At 73.4% G+C, this 21322-nt stretch carries 20 protein-coding genes; 10 read left to right on the forward strand and 10 right to left on the reverse strand.

Annotation, left to right across the window (positions count from 1 at the left end):
- The first annotated feature begins 7 nt into the window (after nucleotides 1-7).
- The 5 genes from thrC (at nucleotide 8) to IEZ04_RS00525 (ending at nucleotide 5710) form a co-directional block, all read left to right on the forward strand.
- Nucleotides 8-1339 (forward strand): threonine synthase, encoded by a 1332-nt coding sequence (gene thrC / locus IEZ04_RS00505; RefSeq protein ID WP_189214591.1) that lies wholly within the window; start codon nucleotides 8-10, stop codon nucleotides 1337-1339.
- A gap of 53 nt (nucleotides 1340-1392) precedes the next feature.
- On the forward strand, nucleotides 1393-1668 hold the full coding sequence (locus IEZ04_RS00510; RefSeq protein WP_189214592.1) for a ubiquitin-like small modifier protein 1: 276 nt from the start codon (nucleotides 1393-1395) through the stop codon (nucleotides 1666-1668).
- Nucleotides 1669-2110: 442 nt separating this feature from the next.
- Nucleotides 2111-2314, forward strand: a complete 204-nt coding sequence (locus tag IEZ04_RS00515; RefSeq protein ID WP_037653356.1) for a cold-shock protein — start codon at nucleotides 2111-2113, stop codon at nucleotides 2312-2314.
- A gap of 347 nt (nucleotides 2315-2661) precedes the next feature.
- A complete protein-coding gene (groL, locus tag IEZ04_RS00520; RefSeq protein WP_189214593.1) occupies nucleotides 2662-4284 on the forward strand; it encodes a chaperonin GroEL in 1623 nt (540 codons plus the stop codon).
- A 295-nt stretch (nucleotides 4285-4579) separates the two neighbouring features.
- Nucleotides 4580-5710 (forward strand): NADH:flavin oxidoreductase, encoded by a 1131-nt coding sequence (locus IEZ04_RS00525; protein ID WP_189214594.1) that lies wholly within the window; start codon nucleotides 4580-4582, stop codon nucleotides 5708-5710.
- A gap of 30 nt (nucleotides 5711-5740) precedes the next feature.
- Here IEZ04_RS00525 and IEZ04_RS00530 read toward each other — a convergent pair whose 3' ends face one another.
- The 3 genes from IEZ04_RS00530 to IEZ04_RS00540 all read right to left on the reverse strand — a co-directional run bounded on the left by IEZ04_RS00530 (nucleotide 5741) and on the right by IEZ04_RS00540 (nucleotide 8563).
- Nucleotides 5741-6325 (reverse strand): hypothetical protein, encoded by a 585-nt coding sequence (locus IEZ04_RS00530; protein ID WP_189214595.1) that lies wholly within the window; start codon nucleotides 6323-6325, stop codon nucleotides 5741-5743.
- A gap of 124 nt (nucleotides 6326-6449) precedes the next feature.
- A complete protein-coding gene (gene murQ / locus IEZ04_RS00535; protein WP_189214596.1) occupies nucleotides 6450-7433 on the reverse strand; it encodes an N-acetylmuramic acid 6-phosphate etherase in 984 nt (327 codons plus the stop codon).
- 212 nt (nucleotides 7434-7645) lie between these two features.
- A complete protein-coding gene (locus IEZ04_RS00540; protein WP_189214597.1) occupies nucleotides 7646-8563 on the reverse strand; it encodes a MurR/RpiR family transcriptional regulator in 918 nt (305 codons plus the stop codon).
- A gap of 57 nt (nucleotides 8564-8620) precedes the next feature.
- Between IEZ04_RS00540 and IEZ04_RS00545 the strand changes: the two genes are divergently transcribed.
- Together IEZ04_RS00545 and IEZ04_RS00550 are read left to right on the forward strand one after the other, a co-directional pair.
- A complete protein-coding gene (locus tag IEZ04_RS00545) occupies nucleotides 8621-9004 on the forward strand; it encodes a DUF8819 family protein (protein WP_189214598.1) in 384 nt (127 codons plus the stop codon).
- The gene (locus IEZ04_RS00550; RefSeq protein ID WP_189214599.1) at nucleotides 9001-9294 is read left to right on the forward strand and encodes a DUF4031 domain-containing protein; all 294 of its coding nucleotides are present in this window, start codon (nucleotides 9001-9003) and stop codon (nucleotides 9292-9294) included. The genes IEZ04_RS00545 and IEZ04_RS00550 overlap by 4 nt, the downstream gene beginning before the upstream one ends.
- On the opposite strand, the gene IEZ04_RS00555 is transcribed toward IEZ04_RS00550, so the two are convergent.
- Together IEZ04_RS00555 and IEZ04_RS00560 are read right to left on the reverse strand one after the other, a co-directional pair.
- Nucleotides 9291-10403 carry a GNAT family N-acetyltransferase gene (locus IEZ04_RS00555; RefSeq protein ID WP_229820752.1) on the reverse strand — a complete coding sequence of 371 codons (1113 nt, stop codon included), beginning with the start codon at nucleotides 10401-10403 and terminating at the stop codon, nucleotides 9291-9293. The two genes, IEZ04_RS00550 and IEZ04_RS00555, sit on opposite strands and share 4 nt — an antisense overlap.
- A 42-nt stretch (nucleotides 10404-10445) precedes the next feature.
- Nucleotides 10446-11147 carry an HD domain-containing protein gene (locus IEZ04_RS00560; RefSeq protein ID WP_229820754.1) on the reverse strand — a complete coding sequence of 234 codons (702 nt, stop codon included), beginning with the start codon at nucleotides 11145-11147 and terminating at the stop codon, nucleotides 10446-10448.
- Nucleotides 11148-11371: 224 nt separating this feature from the next.
- Between IEZ04_RS00560 and IEZ04_RS00565 the strand changes: the two genes are divergently transcribed.
- A complete protein-coding gene (locus IEZ04_RS00565) occupies nucleotides 11372-12070 on the forward strand; it encodes a copper homeostasis protein CutC (RefSeq protein WP_189214600.1) in 699 nt (232 codons plus the stop codon).
- Between the two features lie 104 nt (nucleotides 12071-12174).
- Here IEZ04_RS00565 and IEZ04_RS00570 read toward each other — a convergent pair whose 3' ends face one another.
- Nucleotides 12175-14151, reverse strand: a complete 1977-nt coding sequence (locus IEZ04_RS00570) for a HelD family protein (protein ID WP_229820827.1) — start codon at nucleotides 14149-14151, stop codon at nucleotides 12175-12177.
- Nucleotides 14152-14626: 475 nt separating this feature from the next.
- Between IEZ04_RS00570 and IEZ04_RS00575 the strand changes: the two genes are divergently transcribed.
- Nucleotides 14627-14827, forward strand: coding sequence for a hypothetical protein (locus IEZ04_RS00575; protein WP_189214602.1), 201 nt, complete (start codon nucleotides 14627-14629; stop codon nucleotides 14825-14827).
- A 61-nt stretch (nucleotides 14828-14888) separates the two neighbouring features.
- Here the strand turns inward: IEZ04_RS00575 and IEZ04_RS00580 are convergent, their stop codons facing one another.
- Nucleotides 14889-16532 (reverse strand): DNA repair helicase XPB, encoded by a 1644-nt coding sequence (locus IEZ04_RS00580; RefSeq protein ID WP_189214603.1) that lies wholly within the window; start codon nucleotides 16530-16532, stop codon nucleotides 14889-14891.
- A gap of 260 nt (nucleotides 16533-16792) precedes the next feature.
- Here IEZ04_RS00580 and istB point away from each other — a divergent pair, with 260 nt between their 5' ends.
- A complete protein-coding gene (istB, locus tag IEZ04_RS00585; protein ID WP_189214604.1) occupies nucleotides 16793-18022 on the forward strand; it encodes an IS21-like element helper ATPase IstB in 1230 nt (409 codons plus the stop codon).
- Here istB and IEZ04_RS00590 read toward each other — a convergent pair.
- The 3 genes from IEZ04_RS00590 to IEZ04_RS00595 form a co-directional block, all read right to left on the reverse strand.
- Complete coding sequence (locus tag IEZ04_RS00590; protein ID WP_189214605.1) at nucleotides 18000-18203, reverse strand: hypothetical protein; 204 nt, start codon at nucleotides 18201-18203, stop codon at nucleotides 18000-18002. The two genes, istB and IEZ04_RS00590, sit on opposite strands and share 23 nt — an antisense overlap.
- Before the next feature lie 91 nt (nucleotides 18204-18294).
- Entirely contained in the window at nucleotides 18295-18423 is a 129-nt protein-coding gene (locus IEZ04_RS35545; RefSeq protein WP_268245651.1) for a hypothetical protein, read from the reverse strand.
- A 158-nt stretch (nucleotides 18424-18581) separates the two neighbouring features.
- Complete coding sequence (locus IEZ04_RS00595) at nucleotides 18582-21200, reverse strand: helicase C-terminal domain-containing protein (RefSeq protein ID WP_189214606.1); 2619 nt, start codon at nucleotides 21198-21200, stop codon at nucleotides 18582-18584.
- Nucleotides 21201-21322: the final 122 nt, after the last annotated feature.

The raw sequence follows: 21322 nt of genomic DNA on the forward strand, positions 1-21322 counted from the left end.
CGCCTCCATGGCTGCGCAGACAGTTGCCACCCCCGCCGACCCGGGCACCACGGACTCCGCCACCGCCGAGTCCGCCACCGCGAACCCCGGCTCCGTCGACCTCGGTCCCGCCGCAGCGCTCTCCTGTCGCGAGTGCGGCCACCGCGTCCCGCTCGGCCCGGTCTTCGCCTGCGAGGAGTGCTTCGGGCCGCTTGAGATCGCCTACGACTTCTCCGCGTACGACACCGAGGAACTGCGCCGGCGCATCGAGTCCGGCCCCGCCAACATCTGGCGCTACGCGCCCCTGCTGCCCGTCCCCGCCGACGTCGCCGACAAGCCGAACCTCAATCCGGGCTGGACCAAGCTGGTGCAGGCCGACAACCTGGCCCGCGAGCTCGGTGTGACCGGTGGGCTGTATGTGAAGGACGACTCCGGCAACCCGACGCACTCGTTCAAGGACCGGGTCGTCGCGCAGGCGCTGGAGGCGGCGCGCGCCTTCGGTTTCACCACCCTCTCGTGCTCCTCCACCGGCAACCTCGCCGGTGCGGTCGGCGCGGCCGCCGCCCGCGCCGGGTTCCGCTCCTGCGTGTTCATCCCGCACGACCTGGAGCAGGGCAAGGTCGTCATGGCCGCCGTCTACGGCGGTGACCTCGTCGGCATCGAGGGCAACTACGACGACGTCAACCGCTTCTGCTCGGAGCTCATCGGCGACCCGGCGGGCGAGGGCTGGGGCTTCGTCAACGTCAATCTTCGGCCGTACTACGCCGAGGGCTCCAAGACCCTCGCGTACGAGATCTGCGAGCAACTCGGCTGGCGGCTCCCCGACCAGATCGTGGTCCCGATCGCCTCCGGCTCCCAGCTCACGAAGATCGACAAGGGTCTGCAGGAACTGATCGAGCTCGGTCTGGTCGAGGACCGGCCGTACAAGATCTTCGGCGCCCAGGCCCGCGGCTGCTCCCCGGTGTCCACGGCCTTCAAGGACGGCCACGACGTCGTCCGCCCGCAGAAGCCGGACACCATCGCCAAGTCCCTCGCCATCGGCAACCCCGCCGACGGCCCGTACGTCCTGGACATCGCGCGCCGCACGGGCGGCGCCGTGGAGGACGTCGACGACGCGGAGATCGTGGACGCGATCCGGCTGCTGGCGCGCACCGAGGGCATCTTCGCCGAGACGGCGGGCGGTGTGACCGTCGGCGTCACCCGCAAGCTGATCGAGAGCGGCCTGCTCGACCCGGCGAAGACGACCGTCGTCCTCAACACCGGCGACGGCCTCAAGACGCTGGACGCGGTGGCCGGCACGGGCCTGACCGCGACCATCCGCCCCAGCCTCGACTCCTTCCACGAGGCCGGCCTCGCGTAGCCGTTCCGCACGGCCGTCCCCCCTCGTACAGCCAGCCCCAGGAGGTACCACCCATGAGCGTCACCGTCCGCATCCCGACGATCCTGCGCACCTACACCGGCGGCCAGGCGGAGGTCGGCGCCGAGGGCGCGACGCTCGCCGAGGTCCTCGCCGACCTGGAGAAGAACCACCCGGGCATCGGCGCCCGCGTCCTGGACGACCAGGGCAAACTGCGCCGGTTCGTGAACGTGTACGTCAACGACGACGACGTCCGTTTCGAGAAGGGTCTGGAGACGGCGACCCCCGACGGCGCGGGCGTCTCGATCATCCCGGCCGTCGCGGGTGGCTGATTAGCACCTCCGGTGGCTTCCCTTACCGCCAGTCTCTTTGATTGCCCCCTCCGTGAGAGAAACGGAGGGGGCAATTCAACATGGTTGAGCGCGGTACAGTTGGGGAACCCGGTTCGTTTCTCACATGAGATGCGGAGTCGGCGCATATGAGTTCCCCGGTTCGGGTCCGACGCGATGTAGCCAAAGTGTGCAGGGCTTTTGCGTCTTTTGTTCCCTTTGTCAGGTCCGACTTGCCCTGAAATCAGGGTAATTCTCCCTACATTACCGACCGCCGGTGTCCAGAATTCTCGTCCGATTGACCTGTTGCAGACGGCAGTTGGGCAGATACATTCAGCCGCGGTCGACGCGTTCCGGCGCACACCCCCAACCGTTGGGGGGTGAGGTCTGACCCGGATCCGCGAAGTGTGGATCTGCGCAAGGGCCAGTAATAGGGGAGTTAGGCATGGCTCAGGGCACCGTCAAGTGGTTCAACGCGGAGAAGGGGTACGGCTTCATCGCGGTCGACGGTGGTGCGGATGTTTTCGTCCACTACAGCGCGATCCAGATGGACGGCTACCGCACTCTGGAAGAGGGGCAGCGGGTCGAGTTCGAGATCTCGCAGGGCCAGAAGGGGCCGCAGGCGGACATGGTCCGCGTGGCCGTCTGAAGCGCGCCGACCGCATCGTAGCGACGTCCTCGCCTGGGCGTTCTGCGTTCGTCTTCGAAGGGCTCGTGTCCCAGGGTGCCCCTGGGACACGAGCCCTTCGCCTTGCCCGGGTGGAGGGCTCCCGCGGGGGGCGCAGGCCCTCCGCTTCGCGGGCGCGTCTTGCACTCTCATGGGTCGAGTGCTAATCATTGCGTTAGCACTCTGAAGGTGAGAGTGACAACGAAGGACCGGGTCGGTGAGGCCCGCAGGCCGGGTGGGGCAAGGAACCACGAAGCCTGCGAGCCGTCCGTCGCGGGCGCGGGCGCGGTCCGAAGGAATCACCCCCAGTCCTGGAGGGACCACTTCACATGGCCAAGATCATCGCGTTCGACGAGGAGGCACGGCGCGGCCTCGAGCGCGGCATGAACCAGCTCGCGGACGCCGTCAAGGTGACGCTCGGCCCCAAGGGTCGCAACGTCGTCCTCGAGAAGAAGTGGGGCGCCCCCACGATCACCAACGATGGTGTCTCCATCGCCAAGGAGATCGAGCTCGAGGACCCGTACGAGAAGATCGGCGCCGAGCTGGTCAAGGAAGTCGCCAAGAAGACGGACGACGTCGCCGGTGACGGTACGACCACCGCGACCGTTCTCGCCCAGGCCCTGGTCAAGGAGGGCCTGCGCAACGTAGCCGCCGGCGCCAACCCGATGGCCCTGAAGCGCGGCATCGAGAAGGCCGTCGAGGCCGTCTCCGGTGCCCTGCTGGAGCAGGCGAAGGACGTCGAGACCAAGGAGCAGATCGCCTCCACGGCCTCCATCTCCGCCGCCGACACCCAGATCGGCGAGCTCATCGCCGAGGCCATGGACAAGGTCGGCAAGGAAGGCGTCATCACCGTCGAGGAGTCGCAGACCTTCGGTCTGGAGCTCGAGCTCACCGAGGGCATGCGCTTCGACAAGGGCTACATCTCGGCGTACTTCGCCACCGACATGGAGCGTATGGAGGCCGTCCTCGACGACCCGTACATCCTGATCGCCAACTCCAAGATCTCCAACGTCAAGGACCTGCTCCCGCTCCTGGAGAAGGTCATGCAGTCGGGCAAGCCGCTGCTGATCATCGCCGAGGACGTCGAGGGCGAGGCCCTGTCGACCCTGGTCGTCAACAAGATCCGCGGCACCTTCAAGTCCGTCGCGGTCAAGGCCCCGGGCTTCGGTGACCGCCGCAAGGCGATGCTGAACGACATCGCCATCCTCACGGGCGGCGAGGTCATCTCCGAGGAGGTCGGTCTCAAGCTCGAGAACGCCTCCCTGGACCTCCTGGGCAAGGCCCGCAAGGTCGTCATCACCAAGGACGAGACCACCATCGTCGACGGCTCCGGCTCCGCCGAGCAGGTCGCGGGCCGCGTGAACCAGATCCGCGCCGAGATCGAGTCCAGCGACTCCGACTACGACCGCGAGAAGCTGCAGGAGCGCCTGGCGAAGCTGGCCGGCGGCGTGGCCGTCATCAAGGCCGGTGCCGCCACCGAGGTGGAGCTCAAGGAGCGCAAGCACCGCATCGAGGACGCCGTGCGCAACGCCAAGGCGGCCGTCGAGGAGGGCATCGTCGCCGGTGGTGGCGTGGCCCTGCTGCAGGCCTCCCAGGTGTTCGAGAAGCTGGAGCTCGAGGGCGACGAGGCCACCGGTGCCGCCGCCGTCAAGCTGGCGCTCGAGGCCCCGCTGAAGCAGATCGCCGTCAACGCCGGCCTCGAGGGCGGCGTCGTGGTGGAGAAGGTGCGCAACCTGACCCCGGGTCACGGTCTGAACGCCGCCACCGGCGAGTACGTCGACCTGGTCAAGGAAGGCATCATCGACCCGGCCAAGGTGACGCGCTCCGCGCTGCAGAACGCCGCTTCGATCGCCGCGCTGTTCCTCACCACCGAGGCCGTCATCGCCGACAAGCCGGAGAAGGCCGCCGCGCCGGCCGGCGGCGGCATGCCGGGCGGTGACATGGACTTCTGAGCCTGATCTTCCGATCCAGGCTCGGACCCGGTCCGTAGGTACCGAGGGCGGCATCCCCCGAACGGGGGGTGCCGCCCTCGGGCGTTCCCGGGGCCGGGGGCCGGGGGCCGGGGGCCGGGGGCCGGGGGCCACGGGTTACGGGCTGCGGGTCACGGGCTGCGCGCCGCGCCGGTGTGGCCGGGATCACGTCCGGTCGTGGAGGCGGGCGGAATGGCCGTGCGGTCCGGCGGGTTGACCCGTGCAGTACGTCCCATGCATGTGCACATACCTACCGGTATCCCCCGAGGAGCACCACGTGACCGTCACTGCCCCCGACACCGCCTCCCGCGCAGCGGACATCCTCTCCCGGCCCGCCCGGATCAACGGCCTGACCGTTCCCAACCGCATCGCGATGGCCCCGATGACCCGCATGTTCTCCCCCGGCGGCATCCCCGGCGAGGACGTGGTGTCGTACTACTCCCGCCGGGCCGCCGCCGGTGTCGGCCTGATCGTCACCGAGGGCACCTACGTCGGCCACGAGTCGGCCGGGCAGAGCGACAGCGTGCCGCGTTTCCACGGCGAGGAGCAGCTCGCGGGCTGGGCGAAGGTCGCGGAGGCCGTGCACGCGGCGGGCGGGACGATCGTGCCGCAGCTGTGGCACATCGGCATGGTGCGGCAGGCGGGCGAGCCGCCGTTCCCGGACGCCCCGGCGATGGGCCCCTCCGGGCTGCGCACCGACGGCACCGAGGGCACCGGCAGGGCCATGACGCAGGCCGACATCGACGACGTCGTCGCGGCGTTCGCCAAGGCGGCGGCGGACGCCGAGCGCATCGGCTTCGACGGTGTCGAGCTGCACGGCGCGCACGGCTACCTGATCGACCAGTTCCTGTGGGAGGGCACCAACCGCCGCACCGACGCCTACGGCGGTGACCTGGTGGCCCGTACGAAGTTCGCGGCGGAGATCGTCGCGGCCGTGCGCGCGGCGGTGTCCCCGTCCTTTCCGATCATCTTCCGCTACTCGCAGTGGAAGCAGGACGCGTACCAGGCCCGGCTCGCCGAGACCCCCGAGGAGCTGGAGGCCCTGCTCACCCCGCTGGCGGCGGCGGGCGTCGACGCCTTCCACGCCTCCACGCGCCGCTACTGGGTCCCGGAGTTCGACGGCTCGGACCTCAACCTCGCGGGCTGGACGAAGAAGCTCACCGGCAGGACCGCCATCACGGTCGGCTCGGTCGGCCTGGACGAGGACTTCATGAAGGCCTTCCAGGGCGAGAGCGCCGGGGCCCGGAGCATCGACGACCTGCTGGACCGGCTGGAGGCCGACGAGTTCGACCTCGTCGCCGTCGGCCGCGCCGTCCTGCAGGACCCGCAGTGGGCGGCCAAGGTCCTCTCCGGCCGCTTCGACGAGCTGGAGGCGTACGACGCGGCCTCGCTGCGGAAGCTCACCTGAGCATCCCTCCCGCACCGCCGCCCCCGCCCGCTACGGGTTCCCCAGCGGTTCCGTGTCGCTCCGCAGCGGCTCGCCCCATATCCGCAGCACCTCGTAGTCCGTGAACTCGTGGACCAGGCGGTACGCCGTGGCCGGACGCGGGCCGCGGCGCTGGGCGGCGAGGTAGAGCTCGGCCTCGCGGCGGTCGCGCCGCGGGGTGCCGCACAGCTCCCACACCTGGCCGTTCCACGCCTCCGGGAGCCAGCGCTGCTGGGGCTGGGGGCGGTCGCCCCGTACGCCGTAGCGCGACGGGGCGGGCCCGGCGGCGGAGGCCGGGGCGGAGCGCGGCGGCCCGTACGCGCCGTTGAGCTCCGCCCGGCGGGCGGTGCGGCGGCGGGTCTCGCAGAGCAGGCAGCGGTCCGGGGCGTCCTCGTCCACCGGACCGTTCGGATGCTCGGCGCAGCGCGTGGCGGGGGCCGCGGTGGTGACCGTCTCGTCCAGCAGGTCGAGGGCGCGCTTCAGATCGGCCTTGTACTCGTGCAGCCGGGCGTCCGGCGTCTCGGTGGTCAGTTCCTCGCCGTGCTCGCCGAGAAGGCGCAGAGCGCGGCCGAGAGCGGTGAGCTGGGCGTGGTTCACGGCGTGCGGTCCCTTTCCCTTTCCGTCTTCCTGCCTGTCTCCATGGTCCGTCCTCCTGCGTCCACCGTCGCACACGCCACTGACAGACACCGGGCCCCGGCCCCGCCGCCCCGGCCCCGCCCCGTCAGCCGGTCGCCGTCGCCCGCAGCGCCGCGCGCAGGTGGCCGTCGCTCTCCCGGAGGAGGCGGGTCGCCGTGGGGCCGTCGACCTCGCCGAGGATCATGAGGATCGCGTTCTTCACCTCGCCATCCGTCGCGGCCAGCGCGTCCTCGATCTCCTTGTCGGCCGCGCCGGTCGCCAGGGACACGATGCGCCGGGAGCGGGCGCGCAGTTTCTCGTTCGAGGCGCGGACGTCGACCATCAGGTTCCCGTACGTCTTGCCCAGGCGGATCATCGTGATCGTCGAGAGCATGTTGAGGACCAGCTTCTGGGCCGTGCCCGCCTTCAGCCGGGTGGAGCCGGTGAGCAGTTCGGGCCCCACGACCACCTCGATGCCGTGGTCGGCGGCGGCCGCGAGCGCGCTGTCCGCGTTGCAGGCGAGGCCCACCGTCAGGGCGCCCCGCGCGCGGGCGTGCTCCACCGCGCCGATCGCGTACGGGGTGCGCCCGGAGGCCGAGACGCCGACCACCGTGTCGTCGGCGGTCAGCGCGAGGGCGTCGAGGTCCCCGGCCGCCAGCTCCCTGGAGTCCTCCGCGCCCTCCACCGAGGTGATCACCGCGTCCCGCCCGCCCGCGATCACGCCGACGACCTGCTCCGGGTCGGTGTTGAACGTCGGCGGGCACTCGGAGGCGTCCAGCACGCCGAGGCGCCCCGCGGTGCCCGCACCCGCGTAGATCAGCCGGCCGCCCCGCGACATGCGCGCGGCGATCGCGTCGATCGCGGCGGCGATCCGCGGGAGCTGCGTGGCGACGGCGGGCGGCACGGTGGCGTCCTCGCCGTTCATGATCTCCGCGATCTCCAGCGTGGGCAGCCGGTCGATCTCGGAGAGCTCGGGGCGGAAGGCTTCGGTGGTCATGCTCTCCAACTCGGCCTGGAGGGCGCGGTAGTGGGGGCCCGGCCCGGCGGGCTCCGGGGCGGAGGCGTCGGTGGCGTCGGCGCTCGAGGTCATGTGCGGGTCTTCCTCCGGTGCGGGTGCGTGTCGTGCGAGTCGTGCGTGTTGATGTCGTGCGTGTCGCGCGTGTCGTGCGTGTGCGGGAAGGGGCTGGTGGGGGAGGAGAGGCGGGTGACACGCGTACGCCGGGGCCGCGGCCGGACACGCGGACCGCACCCGTCCCCGTCCGCCCGGTCACCGTTTCCCGCGCACCCCCACCCGGCGCCGTCCTACCGTGAGGTGCTCCGGTGGCGGTGGGCCAGTGCCTCGTACGACGCCGACAGGGCCGGTGCCGCCGTCTCGTACGTCCGCTGTGCCACCCCGATGAACAGGCAGTCCACGACGAGCAGCTGACTGGTCCGGGACGACATCGCCGCCGGGCGCAGCTCGCTCTCGCGGGCCGTCGAGGTGGTCAGGATGTGGTCGGCGTACTGGGCCACGGGGCCGTCCGGACGGCCGGTGACCGCGATCGTCGTCGCGCCGTGGTCGAACGCGACCCGCAGCGGCTCGATGACGTCCCCGGTGGAGCCGGAGTGCGTGATCGCGACCGCCACGTCCTTGGCGCGCAGCTGCACGGCGTTGGTCACCGCGAGGTGCGGGTCGCTGTGCGCGTGGGCTATGAGCCCTATGCGCAGCAGCTTCTGCGTGAGGTCCTGGGCGACGAGTCCGGACGCCCCGACGCCGTACACGTCGACGCGCCGGGCCGCCGCCAGCGAGGCGACCGCCGCGCCGAGCTGCACGGTGTCGAGTCCGGCCGCGGTGTCGGCGAGGGTCTGCTGCTCGTCGTACGCGAGCTTCGCCACCACGTCGGCCAGGGGGTCGTCGACGGCTATGTCGGCGGTGACGGCGGGCGCCCGGCCCGACTGCTGCTGGGCGGCGAGCCCGGCGAGCGCGAGGCGCAGGTCCCGGTAACCGGGGTAGCCGAGGAGGCGGGCGGTGCGCACGACCGTCGCCTCGCTGGTGCCGGTGAGCTCGGCGAGCCCGGTGACGGTGAGCGCCGCACAGCCCGCCGGGTCCGCGGCGACGGCCTCGGCGACCCGCTGCATGGATCTGGTCATCGAGGGGGCCAGGGTGCGTACCTTGGCCGCGAGGGCGGCGGGAGCGGGCGGCGTCCCCTTGGCGAAAGTTTCCTTCACCTCGTTGCTCACACGGTGGAAGGTATTTTCGGTTCCGCCGTGGGGTCAAGGGTCGCGCACAATGGATGCATGAACACCATCAGTCCCCTGGAGCAGGCGCTGCACGCGGCTCGTGCGCTGGTCCTCGCCGATCTCGTGGCGGGCGATGTCGCCGAGGCGGACGTGGTCTCGCTCGTGGAGGACTCGATCGTCCAGCGCCGCTGGTGGGTCGAGCAGTGGCCGGACGGCGCGGACTACGTGGCCGGGCTCGTCGCCCAGGACGTCCAGGACGCCCTGCTGGAGCGGTACGGGCGGTGGCCCCTGTGCCCGGCCTGCGGCTCCGGCGACCCGCACGCCCTCGACATCGAGCCGGAACTGGGCCCCGACCCGCACTGGGTCTGCCACAAGGCGGGCGTGAAGGTCGCCGCGGTGGGGGACCTGGCGTCGGCGACGGGCGGGGCGCCCTCTTCGTGACCGTCTACATCGACCCGCCCACCTGGCCCGGACACGGCCGCATGTGGTCCCACCTCGTCAGCGACGTCTCGTACGACGAACTGCACGCCTTCGCCCGGACGTTGGGCATTCCCGAGCGCGGTTTCGAGCGGGACCACTACGACCTCCCGGCCCACCGGTACGCGGACGCCGTGCGCGCGGGGGCCGTCGAGGTGGGCTGCAAGGAGCTGCTGCGCAGGCTCACCGCGGCGGGGCTGCGCCGTCCCAAGCACCGCGGTCGCCGCGGGCACCGCGAGGTCGGCGCCGGCTAGTCCGCCTCCGCCGCTGCCTCCGCGCCCTGCGGCAGTCGCAGTTCGTACGCGAACTGCTCGCCCTCCTCGTCGACCCGCCGGAAGCCGGACCGCTCCACCACGCGCTGGCTGGCCGTGTTGGAGGTGTCGACGACCGCCCACAGGCGCCGCACGTCCCCGGTCTCGCGGGCCCGCCGTCCCGCCCAGTCCGCCAGCGCGCGCACCGCCTCGGTCGCGTAGCCGTGCCCGCGGGCCGCCTCGACGAGGTCGTAGCCGATCTCGACGTGGCCGTCCTCGTCGGGCGCGGAGTGGAAGCCGAGGGCGCCGAGCGCGCGGCCGTCCTCGGTGCGGACCAGCGCGAACGTGCCCCACTCCGGGTGCAGCGCCCCGGCCTGGTACGCGGTGAAGACCAGGCCCGCGCCCACGCGCGTGCCCTCGGCCGGTCCGCCCCCGAGCCACTCGAAGCCGCCCGTGCCGCCCGCGGCGAGGTCGGCGGCGGCCGCGGGGGTGACGGCGTGCAGCTCAAGCCGCTCGGCCGGGATGACCAGCGGGTTGAACCAGCGCCACTCGGTGAGGGGCGTACGGTCCGGCAGGTCGCCGCGGCCGGTGGCCCACAGCAGCGTCGGCCAGGGCTCCTCGTCGGGCCGGACGTGCGGGAAGAGCCGGGCGAGGACGTCCACGCACAGCTCTGCGGGCGGCTCGTACGGCAGGCCGAGGCCCTGGGCGATGTCGTGTGTGTGCAGCAGCACCTCCGTGACGCCCATCGCGGCGAAGCCCTCGCGGCCGGCGGAGCGGAAGGGGGCCGGATGGAAGGCGCGGACGCCGGCCGGTGTCGTGCGCAGGACCGCCGTGAGCAGGGCGCCGGTCGTCTCGACCACGTCCACGAGGCCCGCGTTGTCGGCGTCGTCGTCCAGGGCCAGGTCGAACGGGACGTACCCCTCGGTCGCGCGTCCCGCGAGCTGGCTCGCGTACGCGAGGAGGCAGCCGGCGACGTGCTCCGCGGTCTCCCGGCAGCTCCACGTGAGGCCGCCCGCCTTGGTCCCCGCCCAGTCCCGGCCGACGGCCGTCCGCAGGAACGCGCTCGCGTGCCCGACGGCTTCCCGTACCTGATCCCCGCCCATTGGTCGCATGACGGCGAGGGTAGGGGGTTTCGGATGTCCGTACGTACCGGATTACCCGAGCGCCGCCAGCTCGGCCTCCAGGTTGCGGCGCGCGGCCGCCTCCCACTCCCGCTCCCCGTACGGCGTCCGGAACAGCCGCGGCAGGCCGAGGAGCTGCCGCAGCACGGTAGCGCGGCCCGAGCGGAACGCGTCGTCGGGCACGAAGGCGTACTCCTCGCGGACGGCGCTCGCGTAACGGCCGTACGCCTCCGGGGCCGCCGCCAGGATCGCGAGGTCGGCGTCGCAGAGCACGGCGCCGTTCCCGTCGCCCGGGGCCGGGTCGTGCGTGACGGTGAGCCGGACGAGGCGGGCCACCTCGGCCGTGCCCGCCCGTGGCACACCGGCCTCGGGCAGGGCGCGTTCGGCGAGACGGGCCGACCGCTCCTCGTTCGTGGACCGCTCCGGCAGGTACACCGCGTCGTGGAACCAGGCCGCCAGCCGGACGAGGTCGGGGTCGTCCGCGTACTCGGCCAGGACGTCGAGGTGGTCGAGGACCGCCGTGAGGTGGTCGAGCGTGTGGTACCGGCGCTGCGGCTCCGACCAGCGCCTGATCAGGTTCTCGGCGTAGGGGTACGGATCGGGGTGGCAGGCGCCGTCGCGGGCCGCGAGCAGGGTGCGCAGCCAGCGGCCGCGGAGGGCGTCGAGGTCCGGTGCGGGCGCGGGCGTGGGCGTGGGCGTGGGCGCGGGGCTGGGCGTCGGCCTGGACGTGGGCATGGGGTCATTGTGCGGGGAGGGGCGTGGGGCGGGGCGCAGCACGGGGCGTGAGCCGCTCGGCACGCGGGGCGGGGTACGAACCGGCCGGAGCGGAGGAGGGCGGTCCGAACACCTTCGGACGAGGCGGTGCCCGCGGGGCGTACCGGGCGTACCCTTTCGGTCGGACAACTGGACTAGACCTGTAGACCTGCAGGTCGACGGACGGAACGACCGGAAGGGGTCCCATGCAGACGCGTGCAGTCCTGGAGGTGATCGCCCTCGACGCCGAGGACGCGCTCGCGGCGCGGGCCGGAGGCGCGGACCGGCTGGAGGTGGTCGCCGACATGGCCGCGGACGGACTGACCCCGCCGGCGGCCGTGGTCGCCGCGATCCGGGACGCCGTGGACCTCCCGGCCCGGGTGATGCTGCGGCCGGGCGCCGGCTTCGCGGCCGGGACCGCCGAGGACGTCGCCGCGCTCGTACGGCAGGCGCGGGAGCTGCGCGCGGCCGGGGCCGAGGAGTTCGTGTTCGGGTTCCTCGCGGAGGACGGCGGACCCGACCTGGCGGTGCTGGAGCGGGTGGCCGCGGAGCTGGACGGCCGGCCGTGGACCTTCCACCGCGCCATCGACCGCGCCGCCGACCGTGAGGCCCTGCGCAAGCAGCTCGACGGCCTGCCCGGTCTCGACGCCTACCTCACCGCGGGGTCGGCCCGGGGCGTGGACGACGGGCTGGACGTCCTCGTCGCCGAGGCCGCCCGCCGCGGCGAACCGGGCCACACCCAGCGGCTCGTCGTCGGCGGCGGACTGCGGCTCGGCCACCTGGCCCGGCTGCGGGCCGCCGGCGTGGACGCCTTCCACGTGGGGAGCGCGGTCCGGCCGGCCGGGTGGCGCGGGCCGGTGTCGGCGGACGCGGTACGGGAGTGGCGGGCCGCGCTCGACGGGTGAGCGCTCCGCCGGGCCGGGGTCCGGTGCGCCGGCCCGGTGTGTCGGCTGCGGGTCCGTCGTGGCTGGTCGCGCAGTTCCCCGCGCCCCTTGCCGGGCGCGTGCCCTCAGCCCAGCTGCGGCGGCAGCTCCGCCGTGTGCGTCACGATCAGGCCCGACACCGCGCGGGTCAGCGCGACGTACAGGCGGCGCAGGCCCGTGCGTTCGTCCGGCTCGCCCGCGACGACGGCGCCCGGTTCGTCCAGGACCACGTAGTCGTACTCCAGACCCTTGGCGAGCGAGGCCGGGACGAGGGTGAGGCGGGTCTCCCGCGTCGTCTCCTCGCCGGGGCCGAGATGACCGATCCCGGCCGCGGCGAGGGCCTCGGCCAGGGCGGGTACGCGGGCGTCCGCCGCGATCAGGCCCACCGAGCCCTCGCGCCCCAGCAACTCCTCGCAGGCACCGGCCACTTCCGCGTCATCGGTGTGCGTACGGATCTCGAAGAAGCCCGGGTTCTCCCGGACCGACGCCACCGGGGCGAGACCGGGCGCGATGTGGGGCAGCAGCCGGGAGGCGTAGGCGATGACGTCCGTGGGCACGCGGAAACCGGCCGTCAGCTCCTCGATCACCGCCTCGTCCTTGCCGAGGTGCGCCAGCGCCTCCTCCCAGCTCCGCGTCGCCCACGGAGTGGTGCCCTGCGCCAGGTCGCCGAGCACGGTCGCCGAACCGGTGGTGCAGCGGCGGCCGACCGCCCGGTACTGCATGGGGGACAGGTCCTGCGCCTCGTCGAGCACCACGTGGCCCAGCGACGGGGTGCGCTGCACCAGGTCGGTGGCCTCGTCGATCAGTACGGCGTCCGCGGCGGACCACTTGGCCGACCGGACGCTCCGCGCGGGCTTCGCCCACAGGATCGCCCTCTGCTCGTCCTCGCTCAGCACACCGTCCGCGTGCGCGGCGAGGAACTCCGCGTCGCCCAGCAGCCGCAGCACCAGCTTCGCCGGGTCCACCGGCGGCCAGATCTCCTTCACCGCCGCCTTCACCGCCGGATTGCGGGCCACCGCGTCCTGCACCCGGTCGTCCGGCGCCTCGCCCGCGCGCTCCATCTGCACCAGCACCGCGTGCGCGATCCGCTGCGGCAGCGCCTCACGGGCCGCCCCGTACCGGATGCCGCGGGCCTGCAACTCGCGGACGATCTCCTCCAGTTCGTACGCCGGTACGCGCCACCGGCGGGACCCGCGCACCACGACGACCGGCTCGGTGGGCAGGGTGACGTGCGACCGCACGGCCCGCCGCAGCACCTCGGCCATCCGGGCGTCGCCCTTGACCACGGCGGCCGCCGCGTCGTCGGCGCCCCGCACCTCGACGTGCGCCACGAGGTCGTCGACGGTCGCCTGCTTCACCTCCAGCTCGCCGAGGGCGGGCAGCACCTGCTCGATGTAGTGCAGGAAGGAACGGTTCGGCCCGATGACGAGAGTGCCGGTGCGGGCGAGCCGGTCGCGATAGGCGTACAGCAGGTACGCGACCCGGTGCAGGCCCACGGCCGTCTTCCCGGTGCCGGGTCCTCCCTGGACGCAGACCGTGCCGGACAGGCCGGACCGGACGATCTCGTCCTGCTCGGGCTGGATGGTCGCCACGATGTCGCGCATCGGGCCGACGCGCGGGCGCTCGATCTCCTGCTGGAGCAGCTTGCTGGTGGTGTCGGCCTCGGCGGGGTCGGTGAGGTGCTCGTCCTCGTACGCGGTGAGGTCGCCGGCCGTGTAGCCGAAGCGGCGGCGCAGCGCCACGTCCATCGGGTCCCGCCGGGAGGCCCGGTAGAACGGCTGCGACACGGGCGCGCGCCAGTCGACGACCATGGGGTCGCCGCCGGTGTCGTGCACGTGGCGGCGGCCGATGTAGAAGCGGTGCGCCTCGTCCGTCTCCTCCGTCCCCTCGGTGCCGTCGGTGCCCGGGGCGTTCAGGTAGTCGAGACGGCCGAAGAAGAGGGGGGTGTCGCTCAGATCGGCCAGGGCCCTGATGCGCTGGTCGATGTCGTGCCGGAGCGCCTCGGCGCTGACCCAGGTCGCGGCGACGTTGCTGGTGTCGAGCGACTCCGCCTCCTCGCGCATGGCGCGCAGCGCGGCCCGGGAGGCGGCGAGGTGGGCGCGCTCCCGGGTGAGGGGGTTGTCCGGGTCCGTTTCGGGGGCGCGGTGGGTGAGCTCGTCGGTTCGGGTCGACACGGTTCTGCCTCCGGGCGTGACGGTGCGCCGGCCCGGGACGCGGGGCGTGTGCCGGCCGGCTGCCGTTTGTGGGAGCGCGGGTGCGCGCAGTACACGGTGCCGGCCGGTTTCCGTCCGGGCGGCGGCGCTCCACTCCGAGAACTGCTTCGAGAACTTCGAGAGGGAGGCGGGCAAGAGCGGAGATTCTAGGGGAGTGGGGAGCGCGGGTGCCAACCCGTTTCTCGGGGTCCCTCCCCTCCCGCCCCTAGGGGAGGGTCTCGGTCCCGAGTCGTACGGGGGCCCGGACCTGAGGGTGAGGAAGCGGCGCCCCGGGTTCCCTCCCTGGACCGACGCCGTCCGCGGACCGGAACACCACCATGGAGACATGAGTGCAGCGACCTTCACCCCGGCCCCCGTCGCCCGGCACGCTGTGCCGTCCGGTGCGATCCCCTTCGACTCCGCCCGCCGCCGTCCCGGTCCGGGCGGTGCCCTGCGCGCCGTAGGCGTGTTCGCGGGCGCGGCGTTCGACGTGATCCTGCTCGGCGACTACGCGGAGGGCGAGGAGGCGGGTGTACGGCGCCGCTGAGGCACCGTACCGGTCCGCCCCCGCGCCCGGCGGGAACCAGCCCTCCGCTCAGCCCTCCGCCTCAGCCCTCCGCGAGGATCTCGTCCGCGTCCAGGATGCGGTACGCGTAGCCCTGCTCGGCCAGGAAGCGCTGGCGGTGGGCCGCGAAGTCCTGGTCGAGGGTGTCGCGGGCGACCACCGAGTAGAAGTGCGCCTGGTGGCCGTCGGCCTTGGGGCGCAGCACGCGCCCGAGCCGCTGGGCCTCCTCCTGGCGCGAGCCGAACGTGCCGGACACCTGGATGGCGACCGTCGCCTCCGGCAGGTCGATCGAGAAGTTCGCGACCTTGGACACCACCAGCACGTTGAGCTCGCCGTTGCGGAACGCGTCGAACAGCTTCTCCCGCTGGGCGTTCGAGGTCTCGCCCTTGATCACCGGCGCGCCGAGGTGCTCGCCCAGCTCGTCGAGCTGGTCGATGTACTGCCCGATGACGAGGATCTGCTGCCCGGCGAAGCGGCGCACCAGCGCCTCCGTCACCTTCCGCTTGGTCTCGGTCGTGGAGCAGAAGCGGTACTTCTCCTCCGCCTCGGCCGTCGCGTAGGCGAGCCGCTCGCTGTCCGTGAGGTTGACCCGGACCTCGACGCAGTCGGCGGGTGCGATGTAGCCCTGCGCCTCGATCTCCTTCCAGGGCGCGTCGAACCGTTTGGGCCCGATGAGCGAGAAGACGTCGGACTCCCGGCCGTCCTCGCGCACGAGCGTCGCGGTGAGCCCGAGCCGCCGTCGCGCCTGGAGGTCGGCGGTGAACTTGAAGACCGGCGCGGGCAGCAGGTGCACCTCGTCGTAGACGATGAGCCCCCAGTCCCGGGAGTCGAACAGCTCCAGGTGCGGATAGACGCCCTTCCGCTTGGTCGTCAGCACCTGGTAGGTGGCGATGGTGACCGGGCGGATCTCCTTCTTCGTCCCGCTGTACTCGCCGATCTCGTCCTCGGTGAGCGAGGTCCGCTTCACCAGTTCGTGCTTCCACTGGCGGGCGGAGACGGTGTTCGTGACGAGGATCAGCGTGGTCGCCTCGGCCTGCGCCATCGCCCCGGCGCCGACGAGCGTCTTGCCCGCGCCGCAGGGCAGCACCACGACCCCGCTGCCGCCGTGCCAGAAGTTCTCCACGGCCTGCTTCTGGTACGGGCGCAGCGCCCAGCCGTCCTCGTGCAGCTCGATCGGGTGCGCCTCGCCGTCCACGTACCCGGCGAGGTCCTCGGCCGGCCAGCCCAGCTTGAGCAGCGTCTGCTTGATCTGCCCGCGCTCGGAGGGGTGCACGGCGACGGTGTCCGGGTCGATCCGGGCGCCGACCAGCGGGATGATCCGCTTCGACCGCAGGATCTCCTCCAGCACCGGCCGGTCGGTGGTCGTCAGGACCAGCCCGTGCGCCGGGTGCTTGGTCAGCGTCAGCCGGCCGTAGCGGTCCATCGTCTCCGCGATGTCGACGAGCAGCGCGTGCGGCACCGGGTACCGGCTGTACTGCACCAGCGCGTCCACGACCTGCTCGGCGTCGTGCCCGGCGGCGCGCGCGTTCCACAGGCCGAGCGGGGTCACCCGGTAGGTGTGGATGTGCTCCGGCGCGCGCTCCAGCTCCGCGAACGGGGCGATCGCCCGACGGCAGTCGTCGGCCTGCTCGTGGTCGACCTCGAGCAGGAGGGTCTTGTCGCTCTGGACGATGAGTGGACCATTCACGCGCGGCTGCCTTTCGGGATGGCTCCGTGGCTCTGCACGGCCAAACGTCCAGTGTGCCTGATCGCGGCGGCGGAGCGGGGGCGTCGCGGTGACGGCCGGTGCCGTCCCGTGCCGTCCCGTGCCGGAGGCGGACCGCGTCCCCTCCTATTGAATGTCTAACCACCCCAATGGGTGGTCGGAATTCTGATATGCGGTGCTGTTTCCGAAGAATGGCGGACCGTGCGGGTCACCGCCCACGCCACCGTCCCCGGAGTGAGCCCATGCACGGTCACAGCCCGCCCCTGCCGTCCGCCGCCGCATCGCCGACGACCGCGACGCTCGGGTACGTCCTGTTCGCCACCCGCTGGTTGCAGGCGCCGCTCTACTTCGGTCTGGTGGCCGCCCAGGGCGTGTACGTCTACAAGTTCTTCAACGAGCTGTGGACGTTAGTGCACCGCTGCGTGACCGGTGCGGCGACCGAGACCTACGTCATGCTGGCCGTGCTCAAACTGGTCGACGTCGTCATGATCGCCAATCTGCTGATCATGGTGATCGTCGGCGGTTACGAGACCTTCGTGTCCCGGATCGGCCTCCAGGGCCACCGTGACCAGCCCGAATGGCTCTCGCACGTCAATTCCAACGTGCTGAAGGTGAAGCTCGCCACCGCGATCGTGGGCATCTCCTCGGTCCACCTGCTGCAGATGTTCGTGGACGTGCACCACACCACACGGCACGCGCTGCTGTGGGGCACCGTGATCCACATGGCGTTCATCGTCTCGGCGGCGATCCTCGCGTACATGTCCGGCCCGATGGTGCGCCCGCACCGCTCGCCCAGGGAGCTCGGCGAGCCCGGCGGCCACGGGGTCGCGCCGGCCGCGGCGGTGCTCCCCGCGCAGCCGGCGGCCCCCCGCCCGTCCCCGTACGACGCCGGTGCCGAGAGCCGGCTCCGTGCCGCGCGCTTCCCCGTCCGCAAGCTGCTGGAGGAGTTCGACGAGAGCCACCCGCAGTCCTTCGACCGGGAGACCGTGACACGGCTGGGCAAGCTCGACTTCGTCACCGCCCGGCGGAACGCGGTGTTCGTCGGCGCCCCCGGCACGGGCAAGACGCACCTCGCCATCGGTCTCGGCGTACGCGCCTGCCAGGCCGGCCACCAGGTGCTGTTCGCGACCGCCGCGGACTGGGCGGCCCGGCTGTCCGGCGCCCACGCCGCGGGCAGGCTGGCGGAGGAGCTGGCCGCGCTCGACGCCTACCCGGTGCTGATCCTCGACGAGGTCGGCTACGCGCCCTTCGACGCGGACACCGCCCACCTGTTCTTCCAGCTGGTCGCGCACCGCTACGAACGGGCCTCGCTGCTCGTGACCACCGACCGCCCGCTGGACCGCTGGGACGAGATCTTCGGCGGCGGCCCCGCACCGGCGATGGTCGACCGCCTCGCCCACCACGCCGAGATCGTCCACCTGGTGGGCGAGAGCTACCGGCTGCGGTGCGCTACCTCAGCGTGGGCAGAGTGATGTTGTTGATCAACGGGCCCTCCACGGTGACACCCTCGCCGACCAGGGTCTCGACGTAGGTCCCGGAGACGGGCAGCGGCAGCGGGTTTCGGGCCGCCGCCGGGGGAGCGCCGAGGACGGCGGTCACGGCGAGCAGTGCGGCGCCGGTCAGCGCGGTGGTGACACGACGGGTGGTGCGCATGGGGTTCCCCTCCTGTCGGGCCGGTCCCCGGGCGCCGGGGCCGGCCCGAGGCGATGGCGGGCCCGGTGCTGCGAACGGGCCCGCACAACGGTCAGAGCTGCGGCGTCTCCAGCACGAGACCGGCGATGTCGATGGAGACCGCCGCCGCCTGGGCGGCGAACGAGGTGACCATCGCGGCGGCCGCGGTCAGCACGGTGGCGATTCGGCGAGCAGTACGCATGGGGCTTCCTCTCTGCCGCGCTCGGGTGAGCGCTGTCGGACACCGGGTGGCTGCCCTTGCGCCGACCGGCCGACGCGGCGCGCCCGGGAAGCTCGCCCGAGCGTGGGAAACCCACGGCGTGGCGTGCATGAAGCCGTGCGTACGCCCGTACGGGTGAGTCAGATCGCGTCGTCGGCGAGCTCCGCGACGCCCGTGATGCGGTGCAGCGGGAAGGTGCGGACCTCGTCCGCGGTGTGGTCGTACGCCGTGACGAAGCCCCCCTCGACGCGCACGGGCGCGATGACGCGCTGGCTGGCGCCGCCCTCGGCGTTGACGTAGCCGATCCACACGGCCTCGCCGGTCAGGACGGCGGCCTGCAGGGTGGCGAGGGTCTCCGCGGAGCCGGTGCGCGGCAGGGCGCCCTCGGGCGCGGGCGGACCGTCCTTGCGGGGCGCCGTGGTGGCGAGGTCGCCCGCGCGGACGGCGCGCAGGGCCGCGCCGAGCAGGACGTCGTCCGGCACCGGCGGCCCCTCGGGGACGGGTTCCGGCGCGGTGCGCGGCGGGGTGCGGTGGGCGTGGGCGCGGGTGATCAGCACGTCGCCCTCGGCGGACTCCGCGGCCGGGGCGTACCCCATGGCGCGCAGGCCCTCCAGGAGCGTCGCCGGGTCCACGCGGGCGGCCAGCACGGTCGGCGCGAGGCGGCGCAGGCCCAGCGCCTGGGACCGCCGGTCGGCGAGGATCTCGGCGAGCACGGCGTCGTCGTCGCAGCGCACGTACGCCGAGGCCGCGCCGATGCGCAGATGGCCGTGGCGGCGTGCCACGTCGTCGATCAGGTACGCGAGCGGCTGCGGGACCGGGGTGCGGGAGTGGGCCGCGAGGAAGGCGTGCAGGTCGGCGGCGGTGCGCCCGGCGTCCAGGGCGCGACGGACCGAACCGGGGGTGAAGCGGTAGACGGTCGCGCCGCCCTTCGACTCCACGTCCGCCAGCACGTCCAGCGTGTCGGCCAGCGGGCGGCGCAGCGGGCCGGGGGCCACGGCGGTCAGGTCCGCCTGGAGGAGGACGTGGTCGAGGGGTTCCGGCAGCAGCGGGGCGAGCAGCCGGGCGGCCCGCAGACCGGCCGCGGAGCGCTCGGCAGGGGTGGCGGGAACGGCGGGCGGGGGCTCCTCGCGGTGCCGGTGGTGGGCGGGGAGCCGGTCGCCGGGCTCCTCGGGCAGGTCGTCCCGCGCGGCGGTGCCCTCCGGCAGCCCCAGCAGCGCCCGGCCGTGCGCGGACAGCGCCCCGCGCCCCGTCACGCCCAGCTCCTCGGCCTCCGCCAGGGTCCAGCGGGCGAGCCGTGACCGCAGATCGTCCTCCTGCCGCGGTTCACCCGCCGGGCCCTGCCGGGGGCCGCGCAGGGGGCGCTCCCAGCGCAGGCGGGCGAGGACCGACTCGTGCGTGGGCGCCGCGCCCCGGGGCAGCCCGGCGAGCAGGGTGAGCACCCGGTGCCGTACCTCCGGCGCGGCCGAGCGGTCCAGGTTCGGGCCGAGCGCCGACAGCGTGCGGTCCTTCGCGTCCCGCCCGCCGACCAGGCCCGCCGTACGGGTCGCCGCGAGCCACGCGGTGGCCAGCCGGGCCCAGCGCTCGGCGGGCGGCAGCTCCAGCCACTCGTCGTACGCCGGGGTCGCCGCGTACCGCTCGTCGGCCTCGCCGTCGGACGCCAGCAGGCCCGCCGCGTAGGCGAGTTCGAGCCAGAAAGCGGCCATCGGCTCGGGCACGTCGAGGGCGACGGCGGTCCGCTTGAGGTCCCGCACGCTCAGGCCCCCGGCCCGCAGCACGGCGGGACCGCCCTCGTCCCAGTCCTTCAGCAGCTCCTCGACGGTCGAGAGCGCGGTGTACGCCTGCCCGGCCGCCGCCGCGTCCACAGCCTGTGGACTGTGCGAGGCGGCGGTCCCGACGCGCGGGGGCACCGGCTCCGGCATCCGGTGGGCGCGCCCGGCCCGCAGGTGGAGGGCGGCCTCGCGAGGCAGTACGACGGTGCCGGGCGGTGGGGGTCCCCCCTGCCCGAGCGCAGTCGAGAGCTTGGGGGAGGGCAGCAGCAGACCGCGGTCCAGCAGCCAGCGCAGGTGGGCGGCCGGGTCGGCGGTGACCTGCCCGTACGGCGGGCCCCACACCAGGCGGTCCAGGACGGCCGTCGCGTCCGCCGGCGCGTCGTCGAGGAGCGCGGCCATCCGGGCGCGGTCGCCGAACAGGGCGGTCAGGGAGGTCACCGCCGACACCGAGTCGTGCGTGCCGGGCAGCCCGGCCGCGACGACGATCTCCTGCACACGGCCCGGGGACATCCCCGCCATCGCCTCCGCCACGGTCGGCCCGAGCCCGGTCGGGGACGGGTGCTGCGGGGAGGGCGCGAGCAGCTCACGGGCCGTGCGGACGAGCCGCAGCCGGTCGTCCGGGCCCCAGACGAGGGCCTGTTCGCGCAGCGTGGCGAGGGCGTGGGGGAGCGCGGCGGCGACCGCGGGATCGGTCTCGTCGCCCGCCATCAGGCCGAGCAGTTCGTCGTACGGGGCGGGGTCCGCCGCCACGGCCAGCGCCTGGGCGGTCTGCAGCGCGAACCGGTCCAGGCGCTCCAGCGCCCGGACGACCGAGGCGCGGGTGCCGGCGCGGGTGGCGAGCTGGGTGAGGTCGGTGGGGACGGGGGTGATGAGGTCGGGACGGGCCCGGAGGAGCGCGGACAGGGAGTGGTCGTCCCGCGCGCGCAGCGCTTCCGCCAGCGAGCGGGGGGCACTGTCGGGGGTGCGTTCCGGTTGCTCCTCGGTGCTCATCCGCTCAACGTTAGCGGGTGGCAGGGGCACCGACCTCCGTCACGGGCCACTCGGCGCGCGTCCGCGCGCCCCGTCGCGTACGCCTGGGCGCCCGGTCGGCGGGCGCGCGGTAACGTCTGACG

This window comes from Streptomyces ruber (assembly GCF_014648075.1).
GTDB classification, from domain to species: Bacteria; Actinomycetota; Actinomycetes; order Streptomycetales; family Streptomycetaceae; genus Streptomyces; species Streptomyces ruber.